18 protein-coding genes are annotated in these 15,595 nt (G+C 40.9%); 8 read left to right on the forward strand and 10 right to left on the reverse strand.

Annotated features, from left to right (window positions below; all coding sequences use genetic code 11):
* Nucleotides 1-43 precede the first annotated feature (43 nt).
* The 5 genes from H6G74_RS05050 to H6G74_RS05070 all read left to right on the forward strand — a co-directional run bounded on the left by H6G74_RS05050 (nt 44) and on the right by H6G74_RS05070 (nt 3,488).
* On the forward strand, nt 44-289 hold the full coding sequence (locus tag H6G74_RS05050) for a ChaB family protein (RefSeq protein WP_190966633.1): 246 nt from the start codon (nt 44-46) through the stop codon (nt 287-289).
* 178 nt (nt 290-467) lie between these two features.
* A complete protein-coding gene (locus H6G74_RS05055) occupies nt 468-1,667 on the forward strand; it encodes an NAD(P)/FAD-dependent oxidoreductase (protein ID WP_190966704.1) in 1,200 nt (399 codons plus the stop codon).
* A gap of 117 nt (nt 1,668-1,784) precedes the next feature.
* On the forward strand, nt 1,785-2,435 hold the full coding sequence (locus H6G74_RS05060; protein ID WP_190966634.1) for an HAD-IA family hydrolase: 651 nt from the start codon (nt 1,785-1,787) through the stop codon (nt 2,433-2,435).
* A 100-nt stretch (nt 2,436-2,535) separates the two neighbouring features.
* Nucleotides 2,536-2,871 carry a XisI protein gene (locus H6G74_RS05065; protein ID WP_190966635.1) on the forward strand — a complete coding sequence of 112 codons (336 nt, stop codon included), beginning with the start codon at nt 2,536-2,538 and terminating at the stop codon, nt 2,869-2,871.
* 275 nt (nt 2,872-3,146) lie between these two features.
* A complete protein-coding gene (locus tag H6G74_RS05070; protein WP_190966636.1) occupies nt 3,147-3,488 on the forward strand; it encodes a hypothetical protein in 342 nt (113 codons plus the stop codon).
* Nucleotides 3,489-3,616: 128 nt separating this feature from the next.
* Here H6G74_RS05070 and H6G74_RS05075 read toward each other — a convergent pair whose 3' ends face one another.
* Entirely contained in the window at nt 3,617-4,168 is a 552-nt protein-coding gene (locus H6G74_RS05075) for an NUDIX hydrolase (protein WP_190966637.1), read from the reverse strand.
* 88 nt (nt 4,169-4,256) lie between these two features.
* Nucleotides 4,257-4,733: a 2-amino-4-hydroxy-6-hydroxymethyldihydropteridine diphosphokinase gene (gene folK / locus H6G74_RS05080; protein WP_313888456.1), complete on the reverse strand. Its 477-nt coding sequence runs from the start codon at nt 4,731-4,733 to the stop codon at nt 4,257-4,259.
* 367 nt (nt 4,734-5,100) lie between these two features.
* On the opposite strand from folK, the gene H6G74_RS05085 reads away from it, so the two are divergent.
* Nucleotides 5,101-7,485, forward strand: a complete 2,385-nt coding sequence (locus tag H6G74_RS05085; protein ID WP_190966705.1) for a transglycosylase domain-containing protein — start codon at nt 5,101-5,103, stop codon at nt 7,483-7,485.
* Nucleotides 7,486-7,495: 10 nt separating this feature from the next.
* Nucleotides 7,496-8,092, forward strand: a complete 597-nt coding sequence (locus tag H6G74_RS05090) for a hypothetical protein (RefSeq protein WP_190966639.1) — start codon at nt 7,496-7,498, stop codon at nt 8,090-8,092.
* Between the two features lie 42 nt (nt 8,093-8,134).
* On the opposite strand, the gene H6G74_RS05095 is transcribed toward H6G74_RS05090, so the two are convergent.
* From H6G74_RS05095 to H6G74_RS05120, 6 genes are all read right to left on the reverse strand, one after another.
* Nucleotides 8,135-8,524 carry a hypothetical protein gene (locus tag H6G74_RS05095; protein ID WP_190966640.1) on the reverse strand — a complete coding sequence of 130 codons (390 nt, stop codon included), beginning with the start codon at nt 8,522-8,524 and terminating at the stop codon, nt 8,135-8,137.
* 95 nt (nt 8,525-8,619) lie between these two features.
* Nucleotides 8,620-9,024 carry a hypothetical protein gene (locus H6G74_RS05100; RefSeq protein WP_190966641.1) on the reverse strand — a complete coding sequence of 135 codons (405 nt, stop codon included), beginning with the start codon at nt 9,022-9,024 and terminating at the stop codon, nt 8,620-8,622.
* A 19-nt stretch (nt 9,025-9,043) separates the two neighbouring features.
* Nucleotides 9,044-9,379: a hypothetical protein gene (locus tag H6G74_RS05105; protein WP_144427503.1), complete on the reverse strand. Its 336-nt coding sequence runs from the start codon at nt 9,377-9,379 to the stop codon at nt 9,044-9,046.
* Between the two features lie 292 nt (nt 9,380-9,671).
* Nucleotides 9,672-10,031, reverse strand: coding sequence for a hypothetical protein (locus tag H6G74_RS05110; protein ID WP_190966642.1), 360 nt, complete (start codon nt 10,029-10,031; stop codon nt 9,672-9,674).
* 361 nt (nt 10,032-10,392) lie between these two features.
* A complete protein-coding gene (locus H6G74_RS05115) occupies nt 10,393-10,983 on the reverse strand; it encodes a Crp/Fnr family transcriptional regulator (RefSeq protein WP_190966643.1) in 591 nt (196 codons plus the stop codon).
* A 209-nt stretch (nt 10,984-11,192) separates the two neighbouring features.
* The gene (locus H6G74_RS05120) at nt 11,193-12,800 is read right to left on the reverse strand and encodes a 2-isopropylmalate synthase (RefSeq protein ID WP_190966644.1); all 1,608 of its coding nucleotides are present in this window, start codon (nt 12,798-12,800) and stop codon (nt 11,193-11,195) included.
* An 85-nt stretch (nt 12,801-12,885) separates the two neighbouring features.
* Here H6G74_RS05120 and H6G74_RS05125 point away from each other — a divergent pair, with 85 nt between their 5' ends.
* On the forward strand, nt 12,886-13,557 hold the full coding sequence (locus tag H6G74_RS05125; protein ID WP_190966645.1) for a GntR family transcriptional regulator: 672 nt from the start codon (nt 12,886-12,888) through the stop codon (nt 13,555-13,557).
* Between the two features lie 200 nt (nt 13,558-13,757).
* Here the strand turns inward: H6G74_RS05125 and H6G74_RS05130 are convergent, their stop codons facing one another.
* Both H6G74_RS05130 and H6G74_RS05135 read right to left on the reverse strand, forming a co-directional pair.
* Entirely contained in the window at nt 13,758-13,958 is a 201-nt protein-coding gene (locus H6G74_RS05130) for a hypothetical protein (RefSeq protein ID WP_190966646.1), read from the reverse strand.
* Nucleotides 13,959-14,399: 441 nt separating this feature from the next.
* Nucleotides 14,400-14,936, reverse strand: coding sequence for a nucleotidyltransferase family protein (locus H6G74_RS05135; protein WP_190966647.1), 537 nt, complete (start codon nt 14,934-14,936; stop codon nt 14,400-14,402).
* Nucleotides 14,937-15,595 lie beyond the last annotated feature (659 nt).

Raw genomic sequence — 15,595 nt, forward strand, 5'->3', positions numbered from 1 at the left:
ATTTTCTAGGATTGACCCAGGTTAAAGTTACTGGAGTTAGTTTATGCCTTACAACAAAATAGAAGAACTCCCTCAAGAAATTCAAGACAAACTTCCTCAACACGCCCAACAAATCTTCTGTGCTGCTTTCAACGCTTCCCAACGTGATGGGTTAAGTGAACAAGGTGCTACTAACGTTGCTTGGAATAGTGTACGAAACGAATACGAACAAGGTCAAAATGGCGAATGGCACAGAAAGCCTGAAGATACCGCCGTACACAATAAAGCAGTTACTTCTGGTGGTAATTAACTCAGAAGAAGGGGTATAGGGGTATAGGGGTGTATGTATCTAAAACCCTTACACCCTTACACCCCTACACCCTTTCACTTTTTCACCCAATCTCCAGAGGAAATCTTTGTGAGTAAGTCCTAAAATCATTACACTGAGAGGTAGATGGACGACTGGGATTAACCATCCCATACAAATGATGACTCAACAAACTCAGAGAATTTTAATCCTTGGTGGAGGCTTTGGTGGTCTCTACACAGCGTTGCGTTTAAGCCAGTTACCTTGGGAATCGCAGCAAAAACCCGAAATTGTACTGGTAGATCAAAGCGATCGCTTTCTATTTTCCCCCTTACTCTACGAATTGCTCACAGGCGAATTGCAAACTTGGGAAATTGCGCCTCCCTTTGCCGAACTTCTCCAAGGTACAGGTGTACGTTTTTACCAAGCAGTAGTTTCAGGAATTGACACCGACCAGCAACGAGTACAATTACAAGACGGGCCAGAAATTCCCTATGATCGCTTAGTGCTGGCTTTAGGCGGCGAAACACCGCTTGATATGGTTCCCGGTGCTACATCCTACGCCTTGCCTTTCCGTACTATCAATGATGCTTACCGCCTAGAACAACGGCTGCAAATTTTAGCAGAATCCGAGGCTGATAAAATCCGCATTGCCATTGTGGGTGCTGGTTACAGTGGTGTAGAACTAGCTTGTAAACTAGCCGACAGACTAGGCGAAAAAGCACGTTTGCGGTTAATTGAAATCAGCGACCAAATTTTACGCACCTCCCCAGAGTTTAACCGCGAAACCGCCAAGAAAGCTTTAGAAGCCAGGGGTGTATTTATTGATTTAGAAACCAAAGTCGAATCAATTGGTGCAGATACCATTTCCCTGGAATATAAAAATCAGATTGATACCATTCCTGTAGATTTAGTGATTTGGACTGTCGGTACACAAGTCGCGCCTGTGGTGAAAAACTTACCTTTTAAACAAAACCAACGTCATCAAATTACTACCACACCAACCCTACAAGTACTTGACCACCCAGAAATTTTTGCCTTGGGAGATTTAGCCGACTGTCGAGATGCGGAAGATCAACAAATTCCCGCCACAGCCCAAGCCGCTTTTCAACAAGCTGATTATACTGCGTGGAATATCTGGGCTTCTTTGAGCGATTGCCCCTTGTTACCCTTCCGCTATCAAAAACTTGGCGAAATGCTGGCCCTGGGTACAGATAACGCCACTCTCACGGGTTTAGGCGTGAAACTCGACGGTTCTTTAGGCTATGTGGCGCGTCGTCTTGCTTATTTGTATCGAATGCCGACTTTAGAACATCAACTCAAAGTTGGCTTTAACTGGCTAGTCCGTCCTATTATAGAGACAATTTCCCAATCAATTTAATCTCATATTATTTTGGGTTGGGAATTGTTTTGAGTATTTGGGTTCTATCAATCCATCTGTCCTTGTCTTGGTTCACATTAGTATCACGTTCAAAATACATTCATTACTAACAGTTTGATGGAACGACCGAAAGTTATTTTTCTAGATGCTGTCGGCACAATATTTGGTGTCAAAGGCAGTGTAGGCGAAGTATATAGTCAGATAGCCAAAGAATTTGGTGTGGAAGTTTCTGCGCCCAGATTAAATCAAGCATTTATCCAAAGTTTTAAAGCTGCACCACCACCAATATTTTTAGATGCGGAACCAGCCGATATACCCCAACGCGAGTTTGACTGGTGGCGAGTAATAGCCCTCAACACCTTTGAGACGGCTGGTGTTCTCCAGCAATTTTCTGACTTTTCGGCTTTTTTTAGCGAACTTTACATTCACTTCGGCACGGCTGAACCCTGGTTTATTTATGCTGATGTCGTGCCATCTTTAATGAACTGGCGACGTTTAGGAATTGAACTAGGGATTATTTCTAACTTTGATTCTCGAATTTATTCTGTGTTACAAAGTCTGGGAATTAGTGACTACTTTACTTCGGTGACAATTTCCACTCAAGCATGTGCGGCTAAACCCGATCCCCAAATTTTTGCCGTTGCTTTAGAAAAACATGATTGTTCGCCGTCAGCAGCATGGCACATTGGCGACAGCATTGTTGAAGATTATCAAGGGGCGAAGGCTGTTGGGATGCGCGGGATTTGGATAAATCGGGATAAAAAATAGCAAAGGTAGGGAATAGGGAGTGGGGAGTGGGGAGTAGATTTGTTTGTAATTGATTTAGGACTGCTATACAAGGCAGCAGGGAAAAAAGATTAATTGTCAAATGGATAAATTAACGAGATATCGCCAATATATTCAGCAAGTATTAACTGAAGAATCTCACGGAAAAGTTTTAGGGGGAGAAATTGAATCAGAAACAGTTTTTGATTTAGTCAATGACCGTTACTTATTAATTGATTTGGGGTGGAACGAACATCGCCGGATTTATAACTGTGTACTTCATTTAGAAATTAGAGAAGAAAAAATTTGGATTCAACGCAATCAAACAGACACAATCATTGCTGATATATTAATAGCTAAAGGAGTTGCAAAAAACGATATTGTTCTGGGACTGCAACCTCCATATATGAGAGAATATAGTGGATTTGGAATTAGTTAATCTCCAGAAAAATAGAGATCAAAAGGTATAGGGGTGTAAGGGTAAGGGTTTTTAACACCAACACCTCTACAATAAAGTCAAAATTCAAAAGTTAGAGAATTTCTGACTTTTAACTTTTGACTTAGTTCAGGCGTAGGTTGGGTTGAGGAACGAAACCCAACATCCGAACATACTTTGTTGGGTTTCGCTACGCTCCACCCAACCTACTTTTCTGCTTAGATACAGTATTTTAGATATGTTATTAATAAGGAAACTCTTGCTGTGGGTAAAAAATTATGAGAATCGGAGGCAAAAATGAAGAGGAGTCTCGTATCTACTCCTTTCATGAGTTAAGAGAAAAGGTGGAAAATGATATAAAAGAATTTCTTGCAAATCTTGAGTATTGGGATTATGTACCTCAGTTAAATGTAATGCGTCATCGACGCATGAATTATGATGTAGATTTTGATGAAATTACTGATGATGCTAGTTTATGTGAGTGGATTATGCACATATATAACAAGCAGTGGATGGAGGAAGAGGCGGTTCTTGAATTTCTAGACTTTGCATCAATTTACAGAAATAACAGTCAAAAGAACTATGGTTCCGAAAATGTTAAAAAATATTTAAAATCATAGGCGGACAGCAAATGCGCCTTCTGTTGTGATTGCAGTTAAAGTCATTTTGGTAATGAATATGCCCACGATATGAGCATATTCATTGCTGACTCAATCAGTATGTTGATTATTAATCAAACAGCATCTTGCTATGAAACTAAAAAAGGACGCGCTAAGAAAAAGCTGGCGATTGATTTTGCATCGACTGGTTCGCCTTGTAAAATTGCGGCTTCCAGTTCCTCTGGTGTCATCAGGACTGTTTCAATGTCTTCATCTTCGTCTTGGGTAGGCGGCTTTTCTAGCTTTTCTAAATCTTGGGCGAGAAAAGCATAAATAATTTCATCGGAGTATCCCGGCGCAAGGAAAAATTCGCCGAGTTTGCGCCATGTTTGGGCGCTATAGCCTGTTTCTTCCTCAATTTCCCGCTTGACTGTTGCTTGGGGATCTTCGTTATATTCTAAAGTGCCGGCGGGAAATTCTAAGATTCTGCCTTGAACGGCGAAGCGATACTGACGCACAAGTACCAGTTTTCCTTCATTGGTGACAGGTACAGCCAACGCCCCGCCGGGATGACGAATGCACTCCCATTCCCCTTCTGATTTGTTGGGTAAACGCAAACGATTCACTTCAAAATCAAATTTGCGTCCTTTGTGAAATAGGCGTTGCTTTAATAATTGTGGTAATTCTCTACCTAATGGCATAGTGATGTTTTTATCTTTTAAAAATCAACGAACAAACTGTGTTTGTCGTTTGTGGGATCAGGATTTTGCTTGTTTATGGGTAGTGACTTTAATTGCTCTTCAGTAAATGTACATCAGAACAGTCTACATCTTTTACCAACTGTTTGATCTTGTATCCGGAAACTGGCTCAATCCAATCTGGCGCAATTTCGGCTAAGGGAACTAAAACAAATGCTCGCTCTCGCATTCGCGGATGGGGGATTTGCAAATTTGGGATGTCTAGAATTACCTGATCATACAACAACAAATCTAAATCGAGCGATCGCGGCCCCCAACGTTCTTGCCTGACTCGTCCAAATTGCTGTTCTGTGGCTAACAAAGTTTCTAGTAATACCTGCGGTGTCATGTCTACTTGCATGATGATACAGCCATTAATGTAATCTGGCTGCGGCGGACCTACTGCTTTAGTTCTATACCAACTGGATGTTGCTATTAATTGCATTTTTGGTACTGTACTTAACTGGGCGATCGCTGCTGCTAATATTTGCTGAGAATCACCTAGATTACTTCCTAGTGCTACTGCTATCCGTACACCTTGCTTACTACTAAGAAATTCTTGCCCATTATCATCAGGATGATTTGCTATCTTTTGCTCCCCGTTGAGACCGGATATTTTTAACAATTTTTCTTTTAAGAATTAAATAAAATTACAGCTTGAATCTTGACAAAATTAGACTATTAAACATCAGAATAATATTTTATGTAGCAATGAATTCAGTTAATTATTTATAGGATAATATACTAACACGAACACAGTTAATTAAGCCCTAAAATCTCTTTTAGGCGGTTAACCTGTGCTTACTTGGAACAAGGAACTAACGTGGGGAATCTCACCTCCTGGTTCAAGCAACAACCAACAAAGTTTGAGTGACTCTGACAAGGAGGAACCGCGATTGTCGCCTGGGAATCAATATAAAAATGAAGAATCCACCGACGAGAGCTTAAGCCCAACCAAGGTGGGAAAAGCCAGCCAACTATTTGGCCGGGTGGCTAATATTTCCTCTGGGATAGTAACCATATTTACCAGTAGGGAAAAGCCATTTTATCGTCGTTTATGGTTTTGGGCAGTACTCACTGTCGGTAGTGGTGTGGTGGGTGCGAAATATATCGTTACCTCCATAGATAAAACTCTGCCAGATAAATCCGAATTGCAAGCTGTGGTTCGGGAGCAAACCTTAACCATCAAAGCTGCTGATGGAGCTATTCTTCAACAGCAAGGAGAAGCTACCAGAGAACAACTTAAAATCACACAAATTCCCGATATTTTAAAAAAAGCTTTTATTGCCTCAGAAGACCGCAGATTTACAGAACACAATGGTGTTGATCCCCAAGGGATTGCCAGAGCAGGTTTAAATAACTTGCGATCGCAAAATGTGGTAGAAGGTGGTAGCACCATTACCCAACAATTAGCCCGGATTTTATTCTTAAAACAAGAAAAAACCATCTGGCGGAAACTCAAAGAAGTCCGCCTCGCCCAGAAAATTGAGGAAGAATTGACGAAAGACCAAATTTTAGAGCGTTACTTGAATTTGGTTTACTTAGGTTCCGGGGCTTATGGTGTGGCTGATGCTGCTTGGGTATACTTCAGCAAACCAGTAGACCAACTCACTTTAGCCGAAGCAGCTACAATTGCTGGTTTAGCCCCCGCACCGAGTTTATATTCTCCAGCCCAAAATCCAGAAGCAGCAAAACAAAGACGCAATCTGGTATTACAACGGATGCGGGAAGATGGCGTTATTACCGCCACTGAAAGTCAAGCAGCTACTCAAGAACCGTTAGTGGTCAAAACTAGCTTGCCCAAACGGTTACAAGTTGAGTCACCATATTTTACCAGTTACGTCCAGCAAGAATTACCCAAATATGTTTCAGCAGATGTGCTGGCGGCTGGAGGTTTAACCGTAGAAACCAGCTTAGACCCAAAATGGCAACAAGCCGCCGAAGCCGCAGTTACAAAAGTATTAAAAAATCAAGGGCGCTGGGAAAACTTTAAGCAAGCCGCTTTAGTGGCCATTGACCCCCGCAGTGGCGAAATTAAAGCAATGGTAGGTGGTAAAGATTTTGGTACAAACCAATTTAATCGTGTTACCCAAGCCAAACGTCAACCAGGCTCAACATTTAAGGGATTTGTCTACGCTGCGGCGATCGCGACCGGCAAAAGCCCTTACGATACTTATTTAGATGCACCCTTTGTCGTCGATGGTTACGAACCCAAAAACTATGGCGAAAAATTCCGGGGCATGATCAACATTAGAGATGCTCTCACGCGCTCTGTGAATATAGTTGCATTGAAAGTATTACTAGATGTGGGATTTGAGCCAACCATTAAATTAGCCCACAATATGGGCATTAAATCAAAACTGAATTCCCATTATTCTTTAGCCCTTGGTTCTAATGAAGTCAACCTTCTAGAATTGACCAGTGCTTACGGCAGCTTTGCCACCCAGGGCTTACACGTAGAAACTCACGGTATTCGGCGCATTCTGAACCGCCAAGGTCAAGTTATCTGGTCAGCCGATTTTAAATCACAACGGGCTTTGGATGCTGACAGTGCCGCCATCATGACTTGGATGCTGCGTAACGTGGTTGTCGAAGGAACAGGTGCATCTGCCCAACTCGATAATCGACCTGTAGCTGGCAAAACTGGTACTTCTGACGAAGCGAGAGATTTGTGGTTTATTGGCTACATCCCGCAAATTGTGACAGGAGTTTGGCTAGGTAACGATAATAACCGTCCTACCTATGGCGCTAGTAGTAGTGCTGCCTACACCTGGCATGAATTTATGGAAAAAGTAACAGAGGGAATGCCAGTGGAAAAATTCCCCGAAAGACCAAAATTAGAAGGTCGCAAAGGCACAATTAAAGCCGAACCAATTAAACCAAAGAAAATCCGCAACAGTTCCAGTAAAAATAATGAAGAGGTAAATTCCAGCGATTCTGATGATAGCAGTTCATCTCGCAGAAGACGCAGACGTAGTTACCAGCAGCAAGAAGATAATACAGAAACACCCAGAAGACGGCGGCGATATCAAGCCCAAGAAGACAGCAGTGATACACCCAGAAGACGGCGACGCTCTGGTACTGTCGAAAATGAGTCTAGTGCAACAGCCACAGAACCATCTCGTTCTGGCAGAAGATCCAGGCAAACAGAATCAGGTTCTGCTGCACCTCGTAGGTCTCAACCTGCTTCAAATAGTAATAGTTCTGGTTCTTCAAGTTCTGGTGGAGCATCAACACCAAATTGGCGCGATAGACTAAAACCAAAGTCTTCTTCACAATAGTTAACTGTTCATGACTGCTGAGTTACCATCAATTACGGCATCAGAGTTTGTCGCCACGTTAGCACAAGCCGGTCAAAATAGCGATCGCCCATCAGCTAAAGTAGTAGTTGATGCTTTATTGCAAGCTGAAAAAACTGCCAAACAGCAACGCATTAGCTATAATTTTGATTCTCTTGTCGGAACATGGCGACTTTGTTTTGCCACCGGGACACGCAAAGTTAAACAGCGTGGCGGCATTATTTTAGGCAAAGGTTTTTATTGGCCTAAATTTACGCCAACTCATATTTCTTTTAGTAAAACAACACCAATCACAGGAGAAATTAGCAATCAGGTAAAACTAGGGTCTGCGTTGTTAAAAATCACAGGCCCAGTTAAATATTTAGGCAAAAAAAACCTCTTGGCATTTGATTTTACTCATATCCAAATTAGTTTATTTGGCCGCATTCTCTATAACAAACCTCTAGGAAAAAACAAATCACAAACAACAGATTTTGACAACCAACCCATCGCTAAATTGCCATTTTTTGCCTTCTTTTTAGTCACAGATAATTTTATCGCTGCCCGTGGTCGCGGAGGTGGATTAGCATTGTGGGTCAAAGAAAAATAAGTTTATAATTTTCAATCTCCCTTGTCCCCCTATCAATAACAGCTACCTATTCCAGCGATTTTCATAGCGATACTTTTTGTCACGTCCGTAATGATTCCCACGGTCACGACGATCATTGTCATTGTCGCGCCTGCGATAATTATCATTGTCGCGTCTACGATAATTATCGTTGTCGCGTCTGCCATACTCTTGATTTCTGTTAAAACCGCGTCGTTGATTGGGTAATTGACGACGATTTAATACTCGTCCTCGATTATTTTGTTGACGACTAGTTTGATTGATAATTTGAATAATTGTATTGTTATTTCCATTAATAGCAGCAGTTTGGCTGGCTCCTTGATTACTGTTAACCTGTGCTAGTGTAGGTGAGGAAACCAGACCAAAAGTTGCCACTGCTGTTAAAAAACCAAAAACAAATTTTTGCTTCCTCATCTTTGCCATACCTTAAATACAATCAATTAAAATCAAAACTTATATAAATTTCTCTCAAACCCCTTCTCGTGTGGGGAAGGGGAGAGTTAAAGATTTCAACGACGATAATTGCGATTTCTCAGGAAAGATGGGTCATAAGCTGGGTTGTAAACATCCACCTGTACCCCAACGGGAACCTTAATAGTCGGCCCATTTATCCCAGTACTGTTACCTCTACCGCCATTGATGCGTTGTCTGCTAGTACGCTGTTGGTTTGCGCGTCCACTCCCGGTGTACACTTGAGTCCCAACTTGTGTAATTGCATTTCCTGAACATCGACCTTGATTTTGCAAATCAACATTATTACTTTGTCGGGAAGGCCGTCGAGAACCACGAACAGCTACTTGAACAGAAACATCTGTCATGACACATTGAGCCGCCGCAGGATGAGTCATAGCAGGTAATATCGGTAGTAAAGCACTGCTCGATAACCATCCAAGTAATACAAGTTTGGATTTCATAATCAACATTTGGTAATTACTATCGACATACAGTTGTAGAAGTGGTTGTTTGAGAAACGCTTCTACCTGAGTAACTTGTTTGGCGCTTGGTATAGCTAGAAGTGTAGCGACGACAGGGTGCTTGGCGATAATATCGACGTAGACGACGACGAGCAGAAGACTCTGATTGAGTATAGTAACTATCTGTAATTTGATCCCTGTCTTCGTCAGAAGTTATTTTGACCCCTTCATCAGAATCAACGATTGTTGTACCGTCATCGGTACGAATCTCAATTCTGGATGCGCTGGCTGCACCTGGTAAAACGATTAGTGCTAAAAAAACCGCTAAGGGTAAAGATTGTTTTGCTATCATCATGAAATTTCTCCATAAATGATGGAGTCAAAAGCTTTTTGACACTGAGAATTGATTCAAAAAGCTGAAATATGTTGCTGATTGCTAATTGCGATCGCAGATGCAAAAAACTGAATAATTAGCTTATAACTCCCAAGCCTATTTAGGAATTGGGAGTTTCAGAGATCATTGATAAAGTAAATATTGTGTATTAGCGTGTCAAGACTTAGTGTTTTGCATTATGAACTGCTAGTAGTTCGCCACATCAACTAGACACACCCCACAAAGATTTGATTTTTACTTTATAAATAACCGCTTAGTAATCAGAATATCTCCGGTTGCGGTCACGACGAATGGAGTTTCTTTGTATGTTAATTGTTCTAGAGCCTTGCCTAATGTTGTTGCGATAATTCACAGCGCCCGCAGATTGACCAGTAAATTGGGCATTGTCTTGATTTACACGTCCGCCAGAACGCCGCCCTCTAATACGTTGACGGCTGTTTTGAATGTTTATTTGTTCAGCTCTTTGATCGATATAGTTTTCATCACCCACAGCCGCAGCATTTTGATTAATTATCTGAGTACTGGTTTGATTAGTATCAGCATAAGCTGGTAAAGAAGCTAATCCTAAAGCTGCAATCGAGAAGATGCTGACCAGATAACGTTTTTGTAACATCACGCTTACCTCAATTTGTTAATTTTGAGTGCTTTGCTAGAAACAATTCCTGCACAAAACCTGTGCAGAACTGCGCTTAAGTTTCTTAGCTTATGATTTTATATCTTACATGAAGAGTTCCTCGCAAATTTAGAATAATTTCGCTTTTTTTATTCCTATATATTTATATAAGTCATGAATAATTATCGGGGGAATCAAGCTAGCAGTGTATAAAAATCTTTGTTTCCTAGTCTTACACTTAAAAGTTTAAGTATATCAAAAGACTAACAACTAGAGTAATTACCGATGCTATACTCAAAAACTTAGCTTTCTTTATCCCCCAAAATTATTAGCTAATAAATATTTTTGCGTGTTGTTACCATTAAATTTCATAGTACCAAATGTCTTCTTCTTTCACGACAATGCGATGGAGAGAGAGACGGTCAATCAAACCTTCATCTTCAAATTGTCCTAAAATCCGAGTGATAGTTACACGGGTAGAACCTAGCATTTCTGCTAGGTCTTCATGAGTTAAACGCATATCTATTAAACGTCCTTGTTCAACCTGATAACCAAATTTTTTAGATAACCATGCTAATAATTTAATCAGCATAGTATCAACTTTTTTGTAGCTACGAATTACCATCAATTCTTCAGCTTGTTGGATATGTGCTAGTAGTGTTTCTTGCGCCTGATACCAATCTTCTATGGGCAAGATTTTAACTTCTACCTTGGTTAAGCATTCCATCTGATAAGGTTCCATTTTTGACAAGGCTTTGCCAACGGTATCTCCAGGCCCCCATAACCCTAAAGCAACTGTTGTGCCATCTTCTAAATAAGTATGAGTACGTACAAAACCTTTTTCGATTTGCCAAAGTACATTTTGATGATCTGGCAAAAATGAGCGCCTAGTAAAATGCTGCTTGGCGTTTTTAGTAGGTGCGGTAGATAAGCTTGAGTGTAAAGACACCATGATCTATAGTACTATTATTCGATACATTAACCGTAGTATACATAATAGATCAAGCTAAATGAATACAAAAATTGTCTGTAAAGATTGGGTGTAGGGGCGAAAGGGTATAGGGCTTCGAGGCAGGGAGTGGAGGGGAAAAATTCTCCTCCTTGCTCCCCTGCTAGTTCTACATGGCAATTTTGAGTTAGTGAACTACAAGATAGACATTGCTACTCGCTTACCTGAGCGGGAATTTTTTGAGTTTGCAAGTAACGATAAAGGCGGTTTAAAGCATTGAGATGGGCGTAAGCTGCGGCTACGACAATATCGGTGTCGGATGCTTGCCCAGAAAAGATTCTATCTTGATATGCCAAGCGGATTGTGACTGTTCCCAAGGCATCAATTCCGCCTGTGACTGACTGTACAGAAAACTCAATTAATTGATTAGGAATTTGTACTAAGTGGTTTATTGCTTGGTAGACTGCATCTACTGGCCCTGTGCCGACACTAGCATCTGTAAGGATTTTGCCATCGGGGGTGACGACTGTAATGGTTGCGGTTGGACAAGTGCAGTCACCGCAAATTACTTGGACGTGTTCGAGTTGAAAACCGCTTTCTACTTGATTTTGGGTTTCATCCCGCACAAGTGCTTCTATATCCCAATCGGAGATTTCTTTTTTCTTGTCTGCAACTTCTTTAAAACGGTTAAAGGCTTTGTTTAAGTCGGCTTCACTCAGTTCAAATCCCAATTCTTTCAACCTTGTACGGAAAGCATTTCGTCCTGAGTGTTTGCCTAAAACTATGCGATTTTCTGGTAAGCCAATGGATGCTGCTTCCATAATTTCGTAGGTTTGACGATGCTTGATAATGCCATCTTGATGAATGCCAGATTCATGGGCGAAGGCATTTGCTCCTACAATTGCTTTATTTGGCTGAATCAGCATTCCGGTTAATTGAGAAACTAAGGAAGAAGTTTTGTAAATCTCTTGGGTTTTGATATTGGTGAGGGGTACATCAGAATTCACAGAACGGCCAAAGTAAGGATTGAAGTAGTGTTTCCGCACTTGCAAGGCCATGACAATTTCTTCTAATGCAGCATTTCCGGCACGTTCACCAATGCCGTTAATCGTGCATTCTACTTGACGCACACCATGTTCTATGGCGGCTAAGGCATTGGCAGTTGCTAAACCCAAATCATTTTGGGTGTGGATGGAAAGAATTACGCTGTCAATATGCGGCACATTTTCCCGAATTCCTTGAATCAAAATTCCGATTTCTTTGGGTGTGCAGTAACCAACGGTATCAGGAATATTGATTGTGGTTGCACCAGACGCGATCGCAGTTTCCAAAACCTGATATAAAAACTCTGGATCTGTCCGACTAGCATCCATTGGCGAAAATTCCACATCATCGACAAAGGATTTGGCATAAGCCACCATTTCTTGAGCGATCGCCAACACTTCACTACGGGACTTTTTCAACTGATATTGCAAGTGAATATCCGATGTCGAAATCATGGTGTGAATGCGCGGATGGGCGGCAGGTTGTAAGGCTTCGGCGGCGGCTTGAATATCTTTGCGGGTGGCTCTGGCTAAACTGCAAATAATTGGCCCGTCTGCTTTCCCGACTTGTTCAGCAATGGTTTTGACGGCTTGAAAATCTCCTGGACTAGAGACGGCAAAACCCGCTTCAATGACATCTACACCCAACAGAGCTAGTTGATGAGCGATCGCTAATTTCTCTTCTGCATTTAGGGTTGCACCAGGGGATTGTTCACCATCCCGCAAGGTGGTGTCGAAAATGATAACTCGGTCTGTTGCTTGAGATGCAATGCTCATAACTAGTCTCCCATTTGGTTAAGGGAATTATTTGTAACTTTGGATATTGTATACAATCTTTCCAAAATTGTATACAATATAAAATATGAACTTACATGATTTAGCTGCCAATGTGCTGCAACAACAACGCAGCACTCCCGATTTAATTGCCGATGCTTTGCGGGAAGCGATTTTACGCGGCATTTTTCAAGAAGGACAATCTCTCAGACAAGATGAAATCGCCACACAATTTGGCGTGAGTCGCATTCCTGTGCGGGAAGCCTTGCGTCAATTAGAAGCAGAAGGTTTGGTAACGCTGCATCTGAATCGTGGTGCGATGGTATCGGTACTCACAGCAGCCGAAGCGCAAGAAATTTGTGAGATTCGCAGTGCTTTAGAAGTCCAAGCCATACAGTTAGCGATACCAAAATTCAGCACAGCAGATTTAGAAAAAGCTGCGTTAATTCTCGAAACCACTGATCAAACCACCGATGCAGGTTTGTTAGCGCAACTTAATTGGGAATTCCACGCCGCACTTTACACCAGCGCAGAACGTCCGCGACTATTAGCAATGATCAAAAATCTGCATATAAATTGCGATCGCTATGTACGTATGCAGATGGCACAAATGGATTATCAAGAACGTTCTCAAAAAGAACACTATCAACTTCTAGATGCTTGCAAACAACGAGATACAAAAACTGCCGTGCGGTTACTAAAACGTCATATCGATACCGCAGGTGAACAGTTAGTTATGTATTTGTTGCAAAAATCTTGAAAGTGATAGTGTTTCTTCGTAAAGTTATGCAATATTCCAGTAGTGATGCAGATATTGATTTGTTACAACTTTCCTTATGGCAACAAATATCTGCACAAAATATCGATGTTATTTTTGGAAAACTGCACAACTAATGGTTATCTATTATTACTAGCAAACAAGAACAATTAATAAATTTATTGTGGAATACAGACTGTCCTTTATCTCAAGAGTCTGGTTACTCTAACATCATATTCAGTACCTTTTGGATGTTCAATTCTGGCCTGAACTCTTGCCATACCATCTGCTTTTTCTTTTGACTCAGCACTAATTTCGTATCTTGACGTTCCGCATTGATAGGCACTGTTAGCTTGATCGGCATATTCCTTAATATCAACCAACACCTCAAAAGTATGAACCATTGGAACCCCCTAGTGCAAATCGCACAGTGTGGAAATTAATATCCAGTATAGGAATAGCCATAAGTATATGCTTATTCAACAATACAATTCTTTATCAAAACTATTAATCAATAATGCCTGAGAGTTAATACTGATAAGTAACTAATAGCGATACTGCTAAAAATTAACTGGCGAAGTATTATTAATATAATTGGTTAACAAATATTGCAAAGTTAATATATAAATAACGAAAAGATAAGAAGAGGTGACAGGTTAGAGGTGACAGTGACAAAGCTTAAAATCATCCAGATTTTTTGGGTTTTGCGATCGCTTCAACCACGCTACGAATTTATTGCATTCTGTTGTCTGATTATAGAGAATTGCTATTAATCCAAATTCTCGACAAGATTTATCGAGAATTTGTATACACCATCAAGAATAAATTTTTCTTCCTCGTCTCCCTTATGCCAATCTCAAATGGGGACACTTAGAGAGAAACGTTGCTGCTTTGTTTTCAGCATCTGGATTATGAATATGGGCTGGTGTTGGTCGAATAATGCCAGAAAACAAGTCATCTAATCCGTAAGGTGTCAAAAACTCCCATTCACCTTGGCTATTTAACCTCACACCAATAGCAGTGGCGGTGTGTAGCCAATCTTGTATACCATCCTCAGTACTAGTGTAAGTCCGCCTACCAGCCCGCCACCGCGCAAAACTGGCTTGATTTTTGACATCGAACTTATAGTTGGGGAATTTCTCTGTGAGACTGGTTTTGGCTACTAATTCCTGAGAACGATCGCCATCTGCATCAAAAAAGCCAATATCAAAGTCATTGATGACTAAGGCGCAGTTTTCGCCAAATATTGACCGCCAAACGCTGTTGCGGACTGCACCTCCAGCTAACCACCAGTTAGGTAAGTTGACTTGGGCGATCGCGGGTAATACAGTTGCGATCGGTGTGTCAGTTAAAATTACTTGTAAACGAGCATTCGTATTCATCGGAAACTTCAAGAATTCTCCGCTAGAATGTGAAGATATTATGAGTTATCTTCGACACCAAGAAAACTCTTATCTAGATTTTTTGATAATTTTCATAATTACTCAACTAAACCTACTGTTATTTGCGGAAAAGTAACGTTTACTTCAGTAGTTTACTGGGTGAAATTAAAACCTTATATTGCCCATTCACCGTACATTTCCCGATTACAACTGTGCTAGACATCAGTGTAGGCTTGAGTTGCCAAATGCAGCTAATTAGCTGGTTAGTTCAATTCTTCGCCTATTGTTTATTCTTTTTATGTAAAAAAAATATTCCCGATTGTGCTAGACTTGACAAAATTACTGAATAAAATACAGTTATTTCACAAAAACGTGCCAATGCTCCAGATCAACCTCAATAAAATTGCGGGTAATCACGTAGGGCAAAGCTCATTTACTGCTAATTGTTACCAGTATTATAAGCGATCGCTCGTTGATGAAAAAGCTCTAAAATCACGTTTCAGTCTTAAGCATAATCACAGATTAACTCGACAGTGCTTATCTGCCTGTAGGAATACAAGCTGAGGCGATCGCTGTGTAAAAAATATCCCTGATTTCAGCAAACAACATCTATCATCGTGATTGACAACTGTTGCACAATTACACTAGCTTTCTATTTC

The organism is Nostoc spongiaeforme FACHB-130 (assembly GCF_014698475.1).
Classification (GTDB): Bacteria; Cyanobacteriota; Cyanobacteriia; order Cyanobacteriales; family Nostocaceae; genus Nostoc_B; species Nostoc_B spongiaeforme.